Here is a 13,672-nt window from a genome sequence, read left to right as displayed (position 1 = left end):
GGTTCTAATCGCCTTTCCTGGTTGTCAGACAGTCGCGCGGAACGCGTCGAGAGAGGGCTTGATCACGGCGGTGGGCTCGACGGCCTCACCGGTGAGCACGTCGAGCGTCTTGAGCCCGTCGCCGGTGTTGAGCACCACGGTCTCCGCCTCGGGGTCGAGCACCCCGCTCTCGGTGAGCTTCTTCAGCACGCCGACGGTGACCCCGCCGGCGGTCTCGGCGAAAATGCCTTCCGTCGAGGCCAGCAGCTTCATCGCGGCCACGATCTCGGCGTCCGTGACGTCCTCGACGCCGCCTCCGGTACGCCGGGCGATGTCCAGCACGTACGGCCCGTCGGCGGGGTTGCCGATGGCCAGCGACTTGGCGATGGTGTCGGGCTTGACCGGCTGCACGACGTCGTGCCCCGCCTTGTAGGCCGTGGACACGGGCGAGCACCCGAGGGCCTGGGCCCCGAAGACCTTGTACGGGGTGTCCTCCACCAGGCCCAGCCTCACCAGCTCCTTGAAGCCCTTGTCGATCTTCGTGAGCTGGGAGCCGGAGGCGATGGGGATGATGATCTGCTCGGGCAGCCGCCAGCCGAGCTGCTCGGCGATCTCGTACGCGAGCGTCTTGGAGCCCTCGGCGTAGTAGGGCCGCAGGTTCACGTTGACGAAGCCCCACTTGTCGCCCATGGGGTCGCCGATCAGCTCCGAGCAGAACCGGTTGACCTCGTCGTACGTGCCGTCGATGCCGATCAGCCGCCCGCCGAACACGCGGGCCATGGCGATCTTGGCCTTCTCCAGGTTGGCCGGGATGAACACGCACGCGTCGAGCCCGGCCCGCGCGGCGGCCGCGGTGACGGCGCCGGCCAGGTTGCCCGTGGAGGAGCAGGAAAGGGTGTGGAAACCGAAGTTGCGGGCCGCCTCGACGGCCATGGCCACGACCCGGTCCTTGAAGGAGTGGGTGGGGTTGCCCGAGTCATCCTTCACGTAAAGGGACTTGATGCCGAGCGCGCGCCCCAGGTTTCCGGCCTTGACCAATTTCGTCCAACCGGGGTTCATATTGGGCTTACTGGCCACGTCCGCGGGAACGGGCAGCAGCGAGCGGTAACGCCAGATGTTCGCGGGACCCGATTCGATCTCCGCGCGGGACACGTCACCGAAGTCGTAGGCCGCCTCCAGCGGCCCGAAACACTCCTGGCACGCGAAGCTCGGGCCCAGCGGGTAACGGGCGCCGCACTCGCGGCAGGACAGAGCGACGGCAGGACCAAAGTCGAGCGACATGAAGCGAGGCCTTCCCTCATCTTCGCCCACGGCCACCTTGACCGCGAACCGGAATTGGCACCTTGTCCCGGTCGGCCTCGCCAGGTCGCGAGTCGAAAGCCGGGAGGGTTGCCGGGGCTTCGCAGGGCCGGTCCCTCCACCCCTCTGGATGAGCAATATGAAGTTGTTGAAATGGACTCTACCCGCTTAAGTGCCCGAAATGACCACTCGTCTCAACATGCGAGACAAGCAGTCTCAGCGATAGTCCTCACCGAGCACGCCCTGCACGTATTTGCGGGCCTGATGAATCCGGGATTTCGCCGTGCCCAGCGGGATGTTGAGCTGCTCGGCCACCTCGTTGTAGTCGAGCTGGACGATGTCGCGCAGCACCAGTGCCTGCGCCAGGTCGGGCTTGTCGGCCTCCAGCGCCTCCATCGCGTCGAGCAGGTCGAGCCGCGACCCCGCGATCACGCTGACCCGCCGCGCGTCGGGCTTCTGCATGGGCAGCTCGTCGGAGGTCTGCTCGGCCGCCCTGCGCTTCAGCGACCGGTACGTGGTGCGCGCGCAGTTGGCCGTCACGATGTGCAGCCACGTGCTGAACCTCGCCCGACCCTCGAAGCGCCCGATGTTGCGCGCCACCGCCAGCAACGTATCCTGCGAGGCCTCCTCCGCGTCCTGGTGATAGGGGAGGATCCGGGCGCAGTGTCGCATCACATCCGGCTCAATCCGCGCGAGGAGCTCGCCAAGTGCGCGATGATCTCCCGCAGCAGCGGAGCGGGCGAGTTCCTCGGTTAGCTCATCAAGCGCCATAGCTGGGATCCTATGATCGAAGGGAGCCGAGATGAACAGCGTCCTGCTGGCCTCGAACAGAGGGCCTGTCTCCTTCACCGTCTCCGACGACGGCGAGCTGACGATGAGACGCGGCGGCGGCGGCCTCGTCTCGGGATTGTCGGGCGTGGCCAAGGACGACGGCGTGCTCTGGGTCTGCGCCGCGCTGTCCGACGGCGACCGCAGCGCCGTCCGGCTGGCCACCGGAGGCCGCATCGACCACGCCGGCTACGACACCGGCCCGCTGCGGATGCTGGACATCCCGCCCGCCACCTTCCACCGCGCCTACAACGCCGTGGCCAACTCCACCCTGTGGTTCGTCAACCACCTGCTCTACGACATCCCCAACTCGCCCAACTTCGGCACCAGGTTCGAGCGCGAGTGGGAGTCGTACCGCGACTACAACGGCGCGTTCGCGCTGGCGCTGGCCGAGGAGGCCGGGCACGGCGCCCGCGTGATGGTGCAGGACTACCACCTGACGCTCACCCCCGCCATGCTCCGCGCCGAGCGGCCCGACCTGCGCATCGCGCACTTCAGCCACACCCCGTGGGCGCCGCCCGAGTACTTCTCGCTGCTGCCGGACGACGTGGCGGGCGAGGTCCTGGAAGGCATCCTGGGGGCCGATCACGCCGGGTTCCTCACCGACAGGTGGGCTCAGGCGTTCATGGACTGCTGCGAGCGGCTCCTGGGCGCGGAGGCCGACCGGGTGGGGCGCAGCGTCACGTACGAGGGCAGGACCACCCGCATCGGCGTGCACAGCCTCGGCGTCGACGGCGACGCGCTATGGCAGCGGGCCTGCGAGCCCGATGTCGAGTCGCACATGACCGCGCTGCGGGAGCAGGTCGGCGACCGCAAGCTGATCGTCCGCATCGACCGCACCGAGCTGTCGAAGAACATCGTGCGCGGGCTGATCGCCTACCGTGAGTTCCTCGCCGCGCACCCCGAGTGGCACGGGCGGGTCGTGCACCTCGCCTTCGCCTACCCCAGCCGCCACGACCTGCCCGAATACCGCGAGTACACCGCGTCCGTGCAGCGCTGCGCCCAGCAGATCGAGGACGAGTACGCCACCGAGGACTGGGACCCGCTGATACTCAACGTCAACGACGACTACCCGCGTTCGCTGGCCGCGTACCGGATGGCCGACGTGCTGCTGGTCAACCCCATCCGCGACGGCATGAACCTGGTCGCCAAGGAGGGCCCGATCCTGTCGCCGCGGTGCGCGCTGGTGCTCTCCCGCGAGGCCGGCGCCGCCGCCGAGCTCGGCGCGCACGCCCTCGTGGTCAACCCCTACGACATCAGCGGCACCGCCGCCGCGCTGCACGGCGCGCTCGTCATGCCGGAGGACGAGCGCCGCATGCGCCGCGACAAGCTGCACGCCGCCGCCACCGCCCTGCCACCGCAGAAGTGGCTCGCGGCCCAGCTCGAAGCCCTCACCTAACATGGGAGGGCAAGGTCAGTCCGATCACCGGGAGGCTGCCGGGTGAGCACGGCCTTATCGCCCGTCCGTCTGATCAGAGACCGCCCTACCTGGCTCATCTACCTCCAGCTCAGCACCTTCGCCACCTTCGTGTACGGCCTCAGCGCCGCCGTGCCGCTGCTGCGCGCCGACCAGGGCACCTCGGCCACCGTCGCGGGCCTGCACGGCACCTCCATGGCCGCGGGCACGATCGCCGCCGGGCTGCTGCTCCCCCTGCTCACCCGTACGTACGGGCGGCGCGCGACGAGCTGGATCGGGATGGCGGGAATGAGCGCCGGCATGCTCACGATCTTCGCCACCGACGCGCTGCCGCTCACCCTGCTGGGGTACGGCGTGGCCGGTGGGTTCGGGTCGGTGATGCTCTACACCGCCATGGCGGCGCTCAGCGACCATCACGGGGCTGCCGGGGCGGCCGCGTTGAGCGAGGCGAACGCGGTGGCCGTGGTGGCGGGGATGGGGATGACGTTCGGGCTCAGCCTGATCGGGCAGAGCACGGTCGGCTGGCGGGTCGCGCTGCTGGCCACGCCGGTCATGACCGTACTGCTCGCACTGGCCATGGGCCGGGTCTGGCCCGGCCCCCGCCCCACCGCCCCGCCCGACTCCGCGACCGGCCCGCACGACGCTGCGACCGGCGCGGGCCCGAGTGGCCTGACTGAAGAAGCCACCGGTGCCGCGGCTCGGGTCGGGTGGCGGTTCCAGTTGGCGGGGCTGGTGTTGTTCTGCTGCGTGGCGCTGGAGTTCACGTTCAACCTGTGGGCGGCGGAGCTGCTCGCTCTCAGCACCGGGCTGTCCACGGTCGCGGCGGCGACCGGGCTGACGGCGTTCATCGCGGGCATGGCGGCGGGCAGGTTCGCGGGGGCGCAGCTCGCGCTGCGGCTGCCCCGGGCGCCGCTGTTCGCGGGGGCGCTGGGGCTGACGCTGGCCGGCTGGCTGGTGTTCTGGACGAGCGGCCAGCCGGTGCTGTCCTACGCCGGGCTGGTGATCTGCGGGCTCGGCGTAGCCCTGCACTTCCCGCTCGCGCTGGACGCGCTGATCGCCGGCGCGGGCGGCCGGGCCGACCTGGCGGCGGCGGCCTCACCCATCTGGGCGGGCGCCGCCATGGCGATCGGGCCGCTGGTGCTCGGCGCGCTGGCCGACGGCTTCGGCACCCGGAGCGCGTTCCTGATGGTGCCGGTGCTCATCGGCCTCGCGGTCGCCGGGGTGCTCGTGCCCGGCCGGCGCGGATGAGCGGGAAGTCCCCGGGCCGGGCACAGGTGAGCGGACGTGCCCGGGCCGGGTGCATGTGAGCCGGGGGCTGTGCTACCGCCAGTCGGCGTGCTTGAGCGTGTCGGCCAGGCCCGGCGTGTTCCACTGGTCCACGACGAGGATCTTCGACTTCGGCAGGTACCACTCGCGCTGCGTGAAGCGCTTGTACACCTTGGTGCTGGAGTAGGAGACGCACTTGGACTGCCATGCGTTGTAGGCCGCCTTGTGCCCGGGCCCGACCTGGCGCAGCCCCCGGCTGACCTTGGGCCCGATCACCTCGCCCCACTTGTCGTTGAAGGGGCAGGGCTGCACGTCGCTGGCCGTGTAGAACGGCCGCTTGCCGGTGTAGGCGCCGAAGCCCTCCGCGCCGATCTTGATGTACTTCGGTCCGAGGATGTAGAACGAGTCGCACTCCGGCGTGCTCCACCCCTGGGCCTTGCCGCACTTGCCGGTGACCACCTGGACGGCGTCGGCGCCGAACCGGTGGACCACCCACTGGATCGGGACGTAGAGCGTCATGCCCCTGAACGTGAGCTGCTGGGCGGGAGCGGCACCGGCAGGCAGCGAGGAGGTGAGGAGGGTGGCCGCGGCCACCCCGGTGGCGGCCACGACGGCGAGGTAACGCTTGTGCATGCGACCGACCCTAGGGACCGCGACTTGCAGATCAGTCACCAACGACTGAAACCGCGCGGAGGAACCCGCTCAGGGACGGCTGAAAGCGGAGTCAGGGACGGCTGAAAGCGGCGGAACCCGCTCAGGAACGGCTGAAGGCGGAGGCCAGCTCGGCGAGCAGCGCCACCACTCCCTCGGGCCCGTCCACCACGATGTCGGCCCGCTCGGCCAGCGCCGTCACCTCGGTGGACCCGCTGCACACGGTCACACCCGGCAGCCCGGAAGCGCGTACAGCGTCGAACGCGGCCAGATCCCCCAGATCGTCGCCCACGAACATGACGGACCTCGCCTCCCGCTCCGCCAGGAACAGGCTCAGCGCGTGCCCCTTGTCCATGCCGGGCGGCCGCAGCTCCAGCACCATCCGCCCCGGTTCGAGCACCAGGTCGTGCTTCTCTGCCAGCTTGGCCAGGGGCTCGCGCAGCTTGGCCAGCGCCCCCTCGGGGTCGGGGCTGCGCCTGGTGTGCACGGCCACCGCCCGGCCCTTGTCCTCGACGGTCACGTCGCTCAGGCCGAGCGAGTCGAGCAGCAGCGGCAGCTCCGCCTCGGCCCTGGGCACTCCCGGCGGGGGCGGGGGCGCGGAGATCCGCCCGCCCTCCCAGCGTTCGAAGCCGTAGTGCCCGAGCACGACCAGCCCCGGCACGTCGGCCAGGCCGGGTCCGAGCTCCAGTGCGGTGGCCGCGGGACGCCCGGTCACGATGGCCACCGCGAGGACATGCGCGCCCAGGTCGGCGAGTACACCAGGCGCTTGCGGGTGGATCACGGCCTTGGCGGGGTCGGGCACGATCGGCGACAGGGTGCCGTCGAAGTCCAGCCCGATCACGGCGCCTGCCGGATCGCTCAGGATCGCTTCCATTCCAGGGATGTTCTTCACGCGCCTGCCGTACCCAGCAGGTCAGGGACGCATGCCAAGCCTTCTGGCAGCGCGGTCACGCTGTCGCGTGGACCGTAACCTGCGCAGCCTCTTGACCAGCATGGGGTCGTGCTCGAGTGCCTCCGGCCGGTCGATCAGCACGCCGAGCAACTGGTAGTAGCGGGTGGCGGAGAACCCGAAGGTCTCCTTGATGGCGTGCTCCTTCGCGCCCGCGTAGCGCCACCATTGGCGCTCGAAGGCGAGGAGCTCGAGTTCGCGGTCGGAGAGTGGTTGGCGGGACGGTTCCTGGGCAGCATTGTCACCGCTGAGCGGTGCTCCCATGGTGTCCTCCTCGAAAGGGGCGGATGACGATCACGTCGCCCGCACGCGGCCCGTGGCCATCGTAATGTGCGGAGTGCGGCTGTTCACGGCGGATTGAGAGACGTACAGTCACGAAATGTGACCCCAGTCATCACGCTCCTCACGGACTACGGGCTCGAGGATGGTTATGTGGCGGCCTGTCACGGAGTGATCGCCGGGATCGCCCCCGAGGCGCGGGTGATCGACGTGTGCCACCTGATCCCCGCCGGTGACGTACGGCGAGGCGCGGCGGTTCTCGCCCAGACCATCCCGTACCTCCCCCAGGGCATCCACATCGGCGCGGTCGATCCGGGCGCGGGCGGCGCCAGGCGGGCGGTGGCCGTGGAGGCGGGCGGCCGGGTGTTCATCGGCCCCGACAACGGGCTGCTGTCGTGGGCCCTGCACGCCAGCGGCGGCGCGCGGGCGGCGTACGAGATCAGCAACGCCGATCACTTCCTGCACCCTGTCTCCCCGACCTTTCACGGGCGCGACGTGTTCTCGCCGGTCGCGGGGCGGCTGTGCGGGGGGCTGAGGCCGGCCGACCTGGGGCCCGAGGTGCCGCTGGCCAGGCTCGTCACGCTGCCCGAGCCTACCTCGCTGCTGCGCGAGGGCTCGGTGGAGGGCGAGGTCGTCTCGGTGGACCGCTACGGCAACACGCAGCTCTCGATCGCGGCCGGCGACCTTCAGGCGCTGGGTGTCCGGGTGGGCGACACTCTCGGGGTCTGGCTGGGGCGGCGGCAGCTCGCGCTGCCGTACCGGGAGACGTACGCGGCGGTGCCGCCCGGGGAACTGGTGGCGTTCGCGGACTCGGCCGGGCTGATCGCGATCGCGGTCAACTCCGGTGACGCGGCGCAGCGGCTGGGGCTCCCACCCGGGGCACATGTGCGACTTTCACCCACTCCATAGGCTTCTAGCGGCGGAAAGCCGCAGATCCGCAATTACTCCGCGTATCGGTCTGTTTACCGAAGCGTCGGATTGAGCGCGCACCCGCATGTCAGAATGCATGGACAGATCGGAGGTCCCTCCCCTCCCGTTCGAGGTCGCCGTGTACCACCTGTCCGTTGTGCTGCTCTCCCTCGTCTCCCTGGTCCTGCCCGCCCCGGCGCCGCCCGTCTCCGAACGCTGGCACGCCTGGCCGGTCGTCCGCGTGTTCCCCGCCGCGGTGCCCGGCCACAGCCCTTCGGGGGCCAGGGTCACGTACGTGCTGACCGGGGTCGCCCCCGAGGCGCCCTGCCGGGTCGCCTTCCAGCCCGCCGCGGTACGCCCCGGCTGCCGCACCGCCTTACGCGCCACGTACGCCGACAGCACGCAGACCTTCGTCGTCACCGTGGGCATCGCCGTGCTCGACACGCCCCTGCCCGGCCGGAACGGCTCGGGCCGGCCCGCCACCGTGCGCCCCGCGGCGTTCCCCGGCGGGCCGGCCGAGCGGTTCGGCGACCGGCAGTACTTCACCGGCGTGGTCGTCGGGTCCGCGGGGCGGTACATGGTGGCGACGGCCGCGGGGTACGCGGACGGGCGGGCGTACCAGCCGGGCGACCGCATCGTGCCGCGACTGCGCGACGCCGCACGGCGGCTCGCTACGGCGCTGCACGAGGCCCTGGTCCGATGAGGACCCCTGACGGCGCGTCTGGGCCCACGACGAGTCCCGGCGGCGGCGCCGGATCCGCGACGGGTTCCGGCGGCGGTGCCGGGCGTGGCGCCGGCCGGCGGAGAAGGCGGGCTCTGCCTGTGCTCCTGCTGGCAGGGCTGGTGTCCTGCGCCGCCGGGTCCGGCGCGTGGGCGGACGACGGGGATGAGGGCGCGGAGGCGGACAACGTGGCCGAGGCGGCGCGCGCCGGGCAGTGGCAGCTCGCCGCGCTGCGGCTGCCCGAGGCATGGCGGTCGAGCAGGGGCGAGGGCGTGGTGGTGGCCGTGCTCGACACCGGCGTGAACGCCCGCCACCCCGACCTCCAGGGCGCCGTCATCCCCGGCCCGGACCTGACCGGCGCCACCACCGGCGCAGCCCCGAGCACCACAACCACCCGCACAGCACCGAACACCACAACCACCCGCACTGCCGCGAGCAGCACGACCACCCGCACGACGCCGACCGCGGGAACCACCACCCGTACTGGCGCGAATGCGGACGCCGCCGCCACAGACCTGGACGCGGGCGCGGCGGGTGCCGACAAGGGGGCGTGGGGGCCGCATGGGACCGCCATGGCCAGCCTGATCGCGGGGCGCGGGCACGGCGACGGCCGCAAGGGCGGGATCCTGGGGGTGGCGCCCGCCGCCAAGGTGCTGTCGGTCAGGGTGACGCTGGAGAACGGCGACCCGCGCCGCGAGAAGCAGCGCTCGGGCTCGGGCTGGCGGGACGCGCTGGCCATGGGCATCAGGTACGCGGCCGACCACGGCGCCGACGTGATCAGCATGTCGCTCGGCGGCGGCAGCGGCGCGTGGGAGGGTTCGGCGGCGGAGGAGGAGGCCGTCCAGTACGCGATCGCCAAGGGCGCCGTGCTGGTCGCCTCGTCGGGCAACGACGGCGCGGCCGGCAACAGGAAGAACTTCCCCGCCGCCTACCCCGGGGTGATCGCGGTGGGCGCGGTGGACCGGCGGATGAAGGTGGCCGCCTTCTCCAACAGGCAGGACTACGTGTCGGTGGTCGCCCCCGGCACGGAGATCGTCACCGCCGACGGCAGCGACTCGTACGTGGTCGGCGACGGCACCAGCTCGGCCGCCGCCATGGTCGCCGGCATCGCGGCCCTGATCAGGTCGGCGCATCCGGACCTGTCGCCGTACCACGTGCGGATGGCCATCGAGCTGGGCACCAGGCGGCGGCCCGCCGACGGCTACAGCCCCGCCTACGGGCACGGCGTGGCCAACGCGCTGCTCGCCCTGCGCGAGGCCGACCGGCTCGACGTGCCGGCGACCGCCCCGCCCCGGCCCGGGCCGTACTTCGGCGCCGGGCCCGCGCCCGGTTCCAGGATGCCGGTGGTGGCGGGCATGGTGCTGCTGGCCGTGGTGATGTCGGCCCGGGTGGTGCTGCGACACGGCGGCCACCGGCGCGACAAGAGCTGATCACCGCAAGAGCCGACCGACGCAGGCCGGCACGCCACCACGTCCGAACGGATCACCCGACGCCGGCACGCCGCAACGTCGGAGTCGGCCCGCTCACGGTGGCGCGCCGTCGCGAGGGATTCAACCTAGCAAGCGCTTGTGTGATACTCCGGCTATGACGTACGCCATCGACGGCTGGTTCGCCATCTCCCCCGAGGACGGCGTCCACCTCCTCGGCACCAGCTGCACCGCCTGCGGCACGATCACCTTCCCGCCCCGCCCCGGCTCATGCCCGAACCCGCGCTGCGCGAGCACCGACACCCAGGTGCGGCCGCTGCCACGCCGCGGCCGCGTCTGGTCGTACACGAACGCCTGCTACCCACCCCCGGCCCCGTACGTGGCGGCGGACCCGTACGTTCCGGTCACGCTGGCCGCGGTCGAGCTGGACGAGGTAGGCATCGTGGTGCTCGGCCAGGTCAAGGGCCTGACGGCAGACCAGTTGCAGGTGGGCATGGAGCTGGAGCTGACCTCGGGACCGCTGGCCGACGGGCCGCTGGTGTGGATGTGGGGGCGGGCCTCGTGAGCGCGGTGGCGGTGCTGGGCACGGGCATGCACCCGTGGGGCAAGTGGGGCCGGCCCTTCCTGGAGTACGGCGTCGCGGCCGCCCGCGCGGCCCTGCGGGACGCCGGCCTGGAGTGGACCGACGTGCAGTACGTCGTCGGCGCCGACACGATCAGGAACGGCTACCCCGGCTTCGTCTCCGGCGCCTCCTACGCCAGGGAGCTGGGCTGGTCCGGCGCCAGGGTCGCCTCCTGCTACGCGGCGTGCGCGTCGGGCGCGCAGGCGCTGGACATCGCCAGGGCCCGGATCCTGGCCGGCCTGTGCGACGTCGCCCTCGTGATCGGCGCCGACGCCACCCCCAAGGGCTTCTTCAAGCCGGTGGGCGGCGACCGTCCCGACGACCCCGACTGGCTGCGGTTCCGCCTCCTCGGCGCCACGAACCCCGCCTACTTCGCCCTCTACGCCCGCCGCCGCATGGCCCTGTACGGCTCGACCTCAGCCGACTTCGCCGCCGTCAAGGTCAAGAACGCGCTGGCCGGCTCGCTCAACCCGATGGCCCGCTACCGCAAGCCCGTCACCGCCGAGGAGGTGCTGGCCTCGCCCATGGTGGCCGACCCACTGCGCCTCATGGACATCTGCGCCACCTCGGACGGGGGCGCCGCGGTGGTGCTCGCCTCGGAGGAGTACGCCCGCCGCCGCGGCACGGGCTTCGTCCGCCTGGCCGCCGTGTCCACGGTCACCCCCCTCTTCCCGAACACGGTGCTGGAGCTGCCGGACTTCGCCACGGACTCCTGCGCCGCCGTCCCCGCGCCTGAGAGGCCCTTCAGAGCCGCGATCACGCACGCGGCGTACGAGGAGGCCGGGGTGGGCCCGGATGACCTCTCATTGGCGGAGGTGTACGACTTGTCCACGGCGCTGGAGCTGGACTGGATGGAGGACCTCGGCCTGTGCCCGCCGGGCGAGGCGGAGAAGCTGCTGCGCGACGGCCGGACGGCCCTGGGCGGCCGCGTCCCGGTGAACCCGTCGGGTGGCCTGGCGTCGTTCGGCGAGGCCATCCCTGCGCAGGCCATCGCCCAGCTCGTGGAGCTGGCCACGCAGCTGAGAGGGCGCGCGGGCGCCCGCCAGACGGCGAACGCCCGCGTCGGCCTGGCCGCCAACCAGGGCCTGTTCGGCCACGGCTCGGCGATCATCGCCACGGTCTAGCAGGCCACGGAGACGGCCCACCATGCGCCGTAACGGCGGCCGGCCACTGACGGGTTCAGCCGCCGTCTCCCTGGAGGGCCCTCAGCCACGTACGGCGTCTGGGGTGCCCATGGCACTGCCGTAACGGATGAGGGCCCTTGAACGGAGCGGCACAGTTCAGCTCACGTGCACCACATCATGGGTTTCGGCGAAGTGGCAGGCGCTCTCGTGGCTCGTGCCCGGGCGGATCTGGAGGAGCGGTTCCTCCTCCGCGCAGATCTCCTGGGCCTTCCAGCAGCGCGTGCGGAAGCGGCACCCGCTGGGCGGGTTCGCCGGGGACGGCGGGTCGCCCTGGAGGATGATCCGCTCCCGCTGCTCCCGCCCGTCCGGGTCGGGCACCGGCACCGCCGACAGCAGCGCCTGCGTGTACGGGTGCGCGGGACGGTCGTAGATCTCCGTGTCCTTGCCCAGCTCCACGAACTTGCCCAGGTACATCACGCCGACCCGGTCGGAGATGTGGCGCACCACCGACAGGTCGTGGGCGATGAAGATGTAGGCCAGGTTGAACTCGTTCTGCAGCCGCTCCAGCAGGTTGATCACCTGCGCCTGGATCGACACGTCGAGCGCGGAGACCGGCTCGTCACAGACGATGATCTCCGGCTGCAGCGCCAGCCCCCGGGCGATGCCGATGCGCTGCCGCTGGCCGCCGGAGAACTGGTGCGGGTAGCGGTTGATGTGGTCGGGGTTGAGCCCGACCACCTCCAGCAGCTCCTGCACCTTCTTGCGCCGGTCGCCCTTGGGGGCGACCTCCGTGTGGATCTCGTACGGCTCGCCGATGATGTCGCCGACGGTCATCCGCGGGTTCAGCGAGGTGTACGGGTCCTGCATCACCATCTGCACGTTGCGGCGCATGCGCTTGAGCTCGCCGCCCCTGGCCTTGGCGATGTCGCGGCCGTTGATCATCACGGAGCCCGAGGTCGGCCGTTCGAGCGCCATCAGCACCTTGGCGAGCGTGGACTTGCCGCAGCCCGACTCGCCCACGATGCCCAGCGTCTCGCCCCTGTTCAGGTCGAACGAGACGCCGTCGACGGCCTTGATCGCGCCGATCTGCTTCTTGAAGAGGATGCCCTGGGTCAGCGGGAAGTGCTTGACCAGATCACGCACTTCCAGGATGCGCTCACTGCTGTTCGCCATCGAGGACCTCCCTCCAGTAGTGGCAGGCGCTGCCGCGCGTGCCGCTGATCTCGTAGAGCGGGGGGACGTCGGTCACGCAGTTGTCCTGCCGGTACGGGCACCGGGGATGGAACGCGCACCCCGTCGGCAGGTCCAGCAGGTTCGGCGGGAGACCCTTGATCGCGTACAGGTCCTGGCCCTTCTGGTCGACCCTGGGGATCGAGTCCAGCAGGCCCTTCGTGTACGGATGCGCGGGCGCCCGGTAGATGTCGTGCACGGGGGCCCGCTCGACGATGCGCCCCGCGTACATGACCGCGATCTTGTCGGCCACGTCGGCCACGACCCCGAGGTCGTGGGTGATGAGGATCAGGCCCATCTGGCTCTCGCGCTGCAGCTCGGCCAGCAGTTCCATGATCTGCGCCTGGACGGTCACGTCCAGCGCCGTGGTCGGCTCGTCCGCGATCAGCACTTCGGGGTCCAGCGCGATCGACATGGCGATCATGATGCGCTGGCGCATGCCCCCGGAGAACTGGTGCGGATAGTCGTGCACGCGCTGCCTGGCGGCCGGGATGCGGACCCGGTCCATGAGCTCGACGGCCTTCTTCATGGCGTCGGTCTTCGACATGCCCCGGTGGACCCGGAACATCTCGCTGATCTGCCAGCCCACGGTGAAGACCGGGTTGAGCGCGGACAGCGCGTCCTGGAAGATCATCGCGATCCGCTGGCCGCGCACCTGCGTGCGGGCCTCCTCCGAGAGCTTGAGCAGGTCGGTGCCCCTGAAGCGGATCTCCCCCTTGGGGATGACCGCGGGAGGCATGTCCAGGATGCCCATGATGGCCTGCGCCGTCACGGACTTGCCCGACCCCGACTCGCCCAGCACCGCCAGCGTCTCGCCGGGCCCGACCGTGTAGCTCACGCCGTTGACGGCGCGGACGATCCCTGCTCGCGTACGGAACTCCACGTGCAGGTTGTCGACCGCGAGCAGCGGCTCGTCGCCCAGCCCTCCCTCGGCGGGCAACAGGTTTGTGGAGGTTTTCTTCACTGAGTCA

14 protein-coding genes and 1 riboswitch are annotated in these 13,672 nt (G+C 71.3%); of the genes, 7 read left to right on the top strand and 7 right to left on the bottom strand.

What is annotated here, in order from left to right; translation table 11 throughout:
- Window positions 1–24: 24 nt before the first annotated feature.
- Both thrC and HD593_RS01815 read right to left on the bottom strand, forming a co-directional pair.
- The gene (gene thrC / locus HD593_RS01820) at window positions 25–1,260 is read right to left on the bottom strand and encodes a threonine synthase (RefSeq protein ID WP_185100393.1); all 1,236 of its coding nucleotides are present in this window, start codon (window positions 1,258–1,260) and stop codon (window positions 25–27) included.
- A gap of 13 nt (window positions 1,261–1,273) precedes the next feature.
- A riboswitch (SAM riboswitch) is annotated at window positions 1,274–1,415 on the bottom strand.
- Between the two features lie 79 nt (window positions 1,416–1,494).
- Complete coding sequence (locus HD593_RS01815; protein ID WP_185100392.1) at window positions 1,495–2,049, bottom strand: RNA polymerase sigma factor; 555 nt, start codon at window positions 2,047–2,049, stop codon at window positions 1,495–1,497.
- Window positions 2,050–2,080: 31 nt separating this feature from the next.
- Between HD593_RS01815 and HD593_RS01810 the strand changes: the two genes are divergently transcribed.
- Both HD593_RS01810 and HD593_RS01805 read left to right on the top strand, forming a co-directional pair.
- Window positions 2,081–3,505 carry an alpha,alpha-trehalose-phosphate synthase (UDP-forming) gene (locus HD593_RS01810; RefSeq protein ID WP_185100391.1) on the top strand — a complete coding sequence of 475 codons (1,425 nt, stop codon included), beginning with the start codon at window positions 2,081–2,083 and terminating at the stop codon, window positions 3,503–3,505.
- Window positions 3,506–3,547: 42 nt separating this feature from the next.
- Window positions 3,548–4,771: an MFS transporter gene (locus HD593_RS01805; RefSeq protein WP_185100390.1), complete on the top strand. Its 1,224-nt coding sequence runs from the start codon at window positions 3,548–3,550 to the stop codon at window positions 4,769–4,771.
- A gap of 72 nt (window positions 4,772–4,843) precedes the next feature.
- On the opposite strand, the gene HD593_RS01800 is transcribed toward HD593_RS01805, so the two are convergent.
- The 3 genes from HD593_RS01800 to HD593_RS01790 form a co-directional block, all read right to left on the bottom strand.
- The gene (locus HD593_RS01800) at window positions 4,844–5,422 is read right to left on the bottom strand and encodes a hypothetical protein (protein ID WP_185100389.1); all 579 of its coding nucleotides are present in this window, start codon (window positions 5,420–5,422) and stop codon (window positions 4,844–4,846) included.
- A 121-nt stretch (window positions 5,423–5,543) separates the two neighbouring features.
- Window positions 5,544–6,314: a trehalose-phosphatase gene (otsB, locus tag HD593_RS01795; RefSeq protein WP_185100388.1), complete on the bottom strand. Its 771-nt coding sequence runs from the start codon at window positions 6,312–6,314 to the stop codon at window positions 5,544–5,546.
- Between the two features lie 39 nt (window positions 6,315–6,353).
- Window positions 6,354–6,653: a DUF3263 domain-containing protein gene (locus HD593_RS01790; protein ID WP_185100387.1), complete on the bottom strand. Its 300-nt coding sequence runs from the start codon at window positions 6,651–6,653 to the stop codon at window positions 6,354–6,356.
- 117 nt (window positions 6,654–6,770) lie between these two features.
- On the opposite strand from HD593_RS01790, the gene HD593_RS01785 reads away from it, so the two are divergent.
- The 5 genes from HD593_RS01785 to HD593_RS01765 all read left to right on the top strand — a co-directional run bounded on the left by HD593_RS01785 (window position 6,771) and on the right by HD593_RS01765 (window position 11,471).
- Entirely contained in the window at window positions 6,771–7,577 is an 807-nt protein-coding gene (locus tag HD593_RS01785) for an SAM hydrolase/SAM-dependent halogenase family protein (RefSeq protein ID WP_185100386.1), read from the top strand.
- Between the two features lie 97 nt (window positions 7,578–7,674).
- Window positions 7,675–8,280, top strand: a complete 606-nt coding sequence (locus HD593_RS01780) for a hypothetical protein (protein ID WP_185100385.1) — start codon at window positions 7,675–7,677, stop codon at window positions 8,278–8,280.
- A gap of 119 nt (window positions 8,281–8,399) precedes the next feature.
- A complete protein-coding gene (locus tag HD593_RS01775; RefSeq protein WP_185100384.1) occupies window positions 8,400–9,728 on the top strand; it encodes a S8 family serine peptidase in 1,329 nt (442 codons plus the stop codon).
- 154 nt (window positions 9,729–9,882) lie between these two features.
- Entirely contained in the window at window positions 9,883–10,290 is a 408-nt protein-coding gene (locus HD593_RS01770) for a Zn-ribbon domain-containing OB-fold protein (protein ID WP_185100383.1), read from the top strand.
- Between the two features lie 26 nt (window positions 10,291–10,316).
- Window positions 10,317–11,471, top strand: coding sequence for a lipid-transfer protein (locus HD593_RS01765; RefSeq protein ID WP_221525526.1), 1,155 nt, complete (start codon window positions 10,317–10,319; stop codon window positions 11,469–11,471).
- Between the two features lie 156 nt (window positions 11,472–11,627).
- Here the strand turns inward: HD593_RS01765 and HD593_RS01760 are convergent, their stop codons facing one another.
- Both HD593_RS01760 and HD593_RS01755 read right to left on the bottom strand, forming a co-directional pair.
- Window positions 11,628–12,644 carry an ABC transporter ATP-binding protein gene (locus HD593_RS01760; protein ID WP_185100381.1) on the bottom strand — a complete coding sequence of 339 codons (1,017 nt, stop codon included), beginning with the start codon at window positions 12,642–12,644 and terminating at the stop codon, window positions 11,628–11,630.
- Entirely contained in the window at window positions 12,628–13,665 is a 1,038-nt protein-coding gene (locus tag HD593_RS01755) for an ABC transporter ATP-binding protein (RefSeq protein WP_312903310.1), read from the bottom strand. Before HD593_RS01755 ends, HD593_RS01760 begins: the two co-directional genes overlap by 17 nt.
- Window positions 13,666–13,672: the final 7 nt, after the last annotated feature.

Source organism: Nonomuraea rubra (assembly GCF_014207985.1).
Taxonomy (GTDB): Bacteria; Actinomycetota; Actinomycetes; order Streptosporangiales; family Streptosporangiaceae; genus Nonomuraea; species Nonomuraea rubra.
Note: the sequence above shows the minus strand (reverse complement) of the source record. Positions and strands in the feature narration are given on the sequence as shown.

Bases quoted from the DNA above. Each gene is read 5' to 3' on its own strand.
- HD593_RS01780 (WP_185100385.1), top strand. From the start codon at position 7,675: ATGGACAGATCGGAGGTCCCTCCCCTCCCGTTCGAGGTCGCCGTGTAC.
- HD593_RS01800 (WP_185100389.1), bottom strand. From the start codon at position 5,422: ATGCACAAGCGTTACCTCGCCGTCGTGGCCGCCACCGGGGTGGCCGCG.
- HD593_RS01765 (WP_221525526.1), top strand. From the start codon at position 10,317: ATGCACCCGTGGGGCAAGTGGGGCCGGCCCTTCCTGGAGTACGGCGTC.
- HD593_RS01790 (WP_185100387.1), bottom strand. From the start codon at position 6,653: ATGGGAGCACCGCTCAGCGGTGACAATGCTGCCCAGGAACCGTCCCGC.
- otsB (WP_185100388.1), bottom strand. From the start codon at position 6,314: ATGGAAGCGATCCTGAGCGATCCGGCAGGCGCCGTGATCGGGCTGGAC.
- HD593_RS01770 (WP_185100383.1), top strand. From the start codon at position 9,883: ATGACGTACGCCATCGACGGCTGGTTCGCCATCTCCCCCGAGGACGGC.
- thrC (WP_185100393.1), bottom strand. From the start codon at position 1,260: ATGTCGCTCGACTTTGGTCCTGCCGTCGCTCTGTCCTGCCGCGAGTGC.
- HD593_RS01810 (WP_185100391.1), top strand. From the start codon at position 2,081: ATGAACAGCGTCCTGCTGGCCTCGAACAGAGGGCCTGTCTCCTTCACC.
- HD593_RS01815 (WP_185100392.1), bottom strand. From the start codon at position 2,049: ATGGCGCTTGATGAGCTAACCGAGGAACTCGCCCGCTCCGCTGCTGCG.
- HD593_RS01760 (WP_185100381.1), bottom strand. From the start codon at position 12,644: ATGGCGAACAGCAGTGAGCGCATCCTGGAAGTGCGTGATCTGGTCAAG.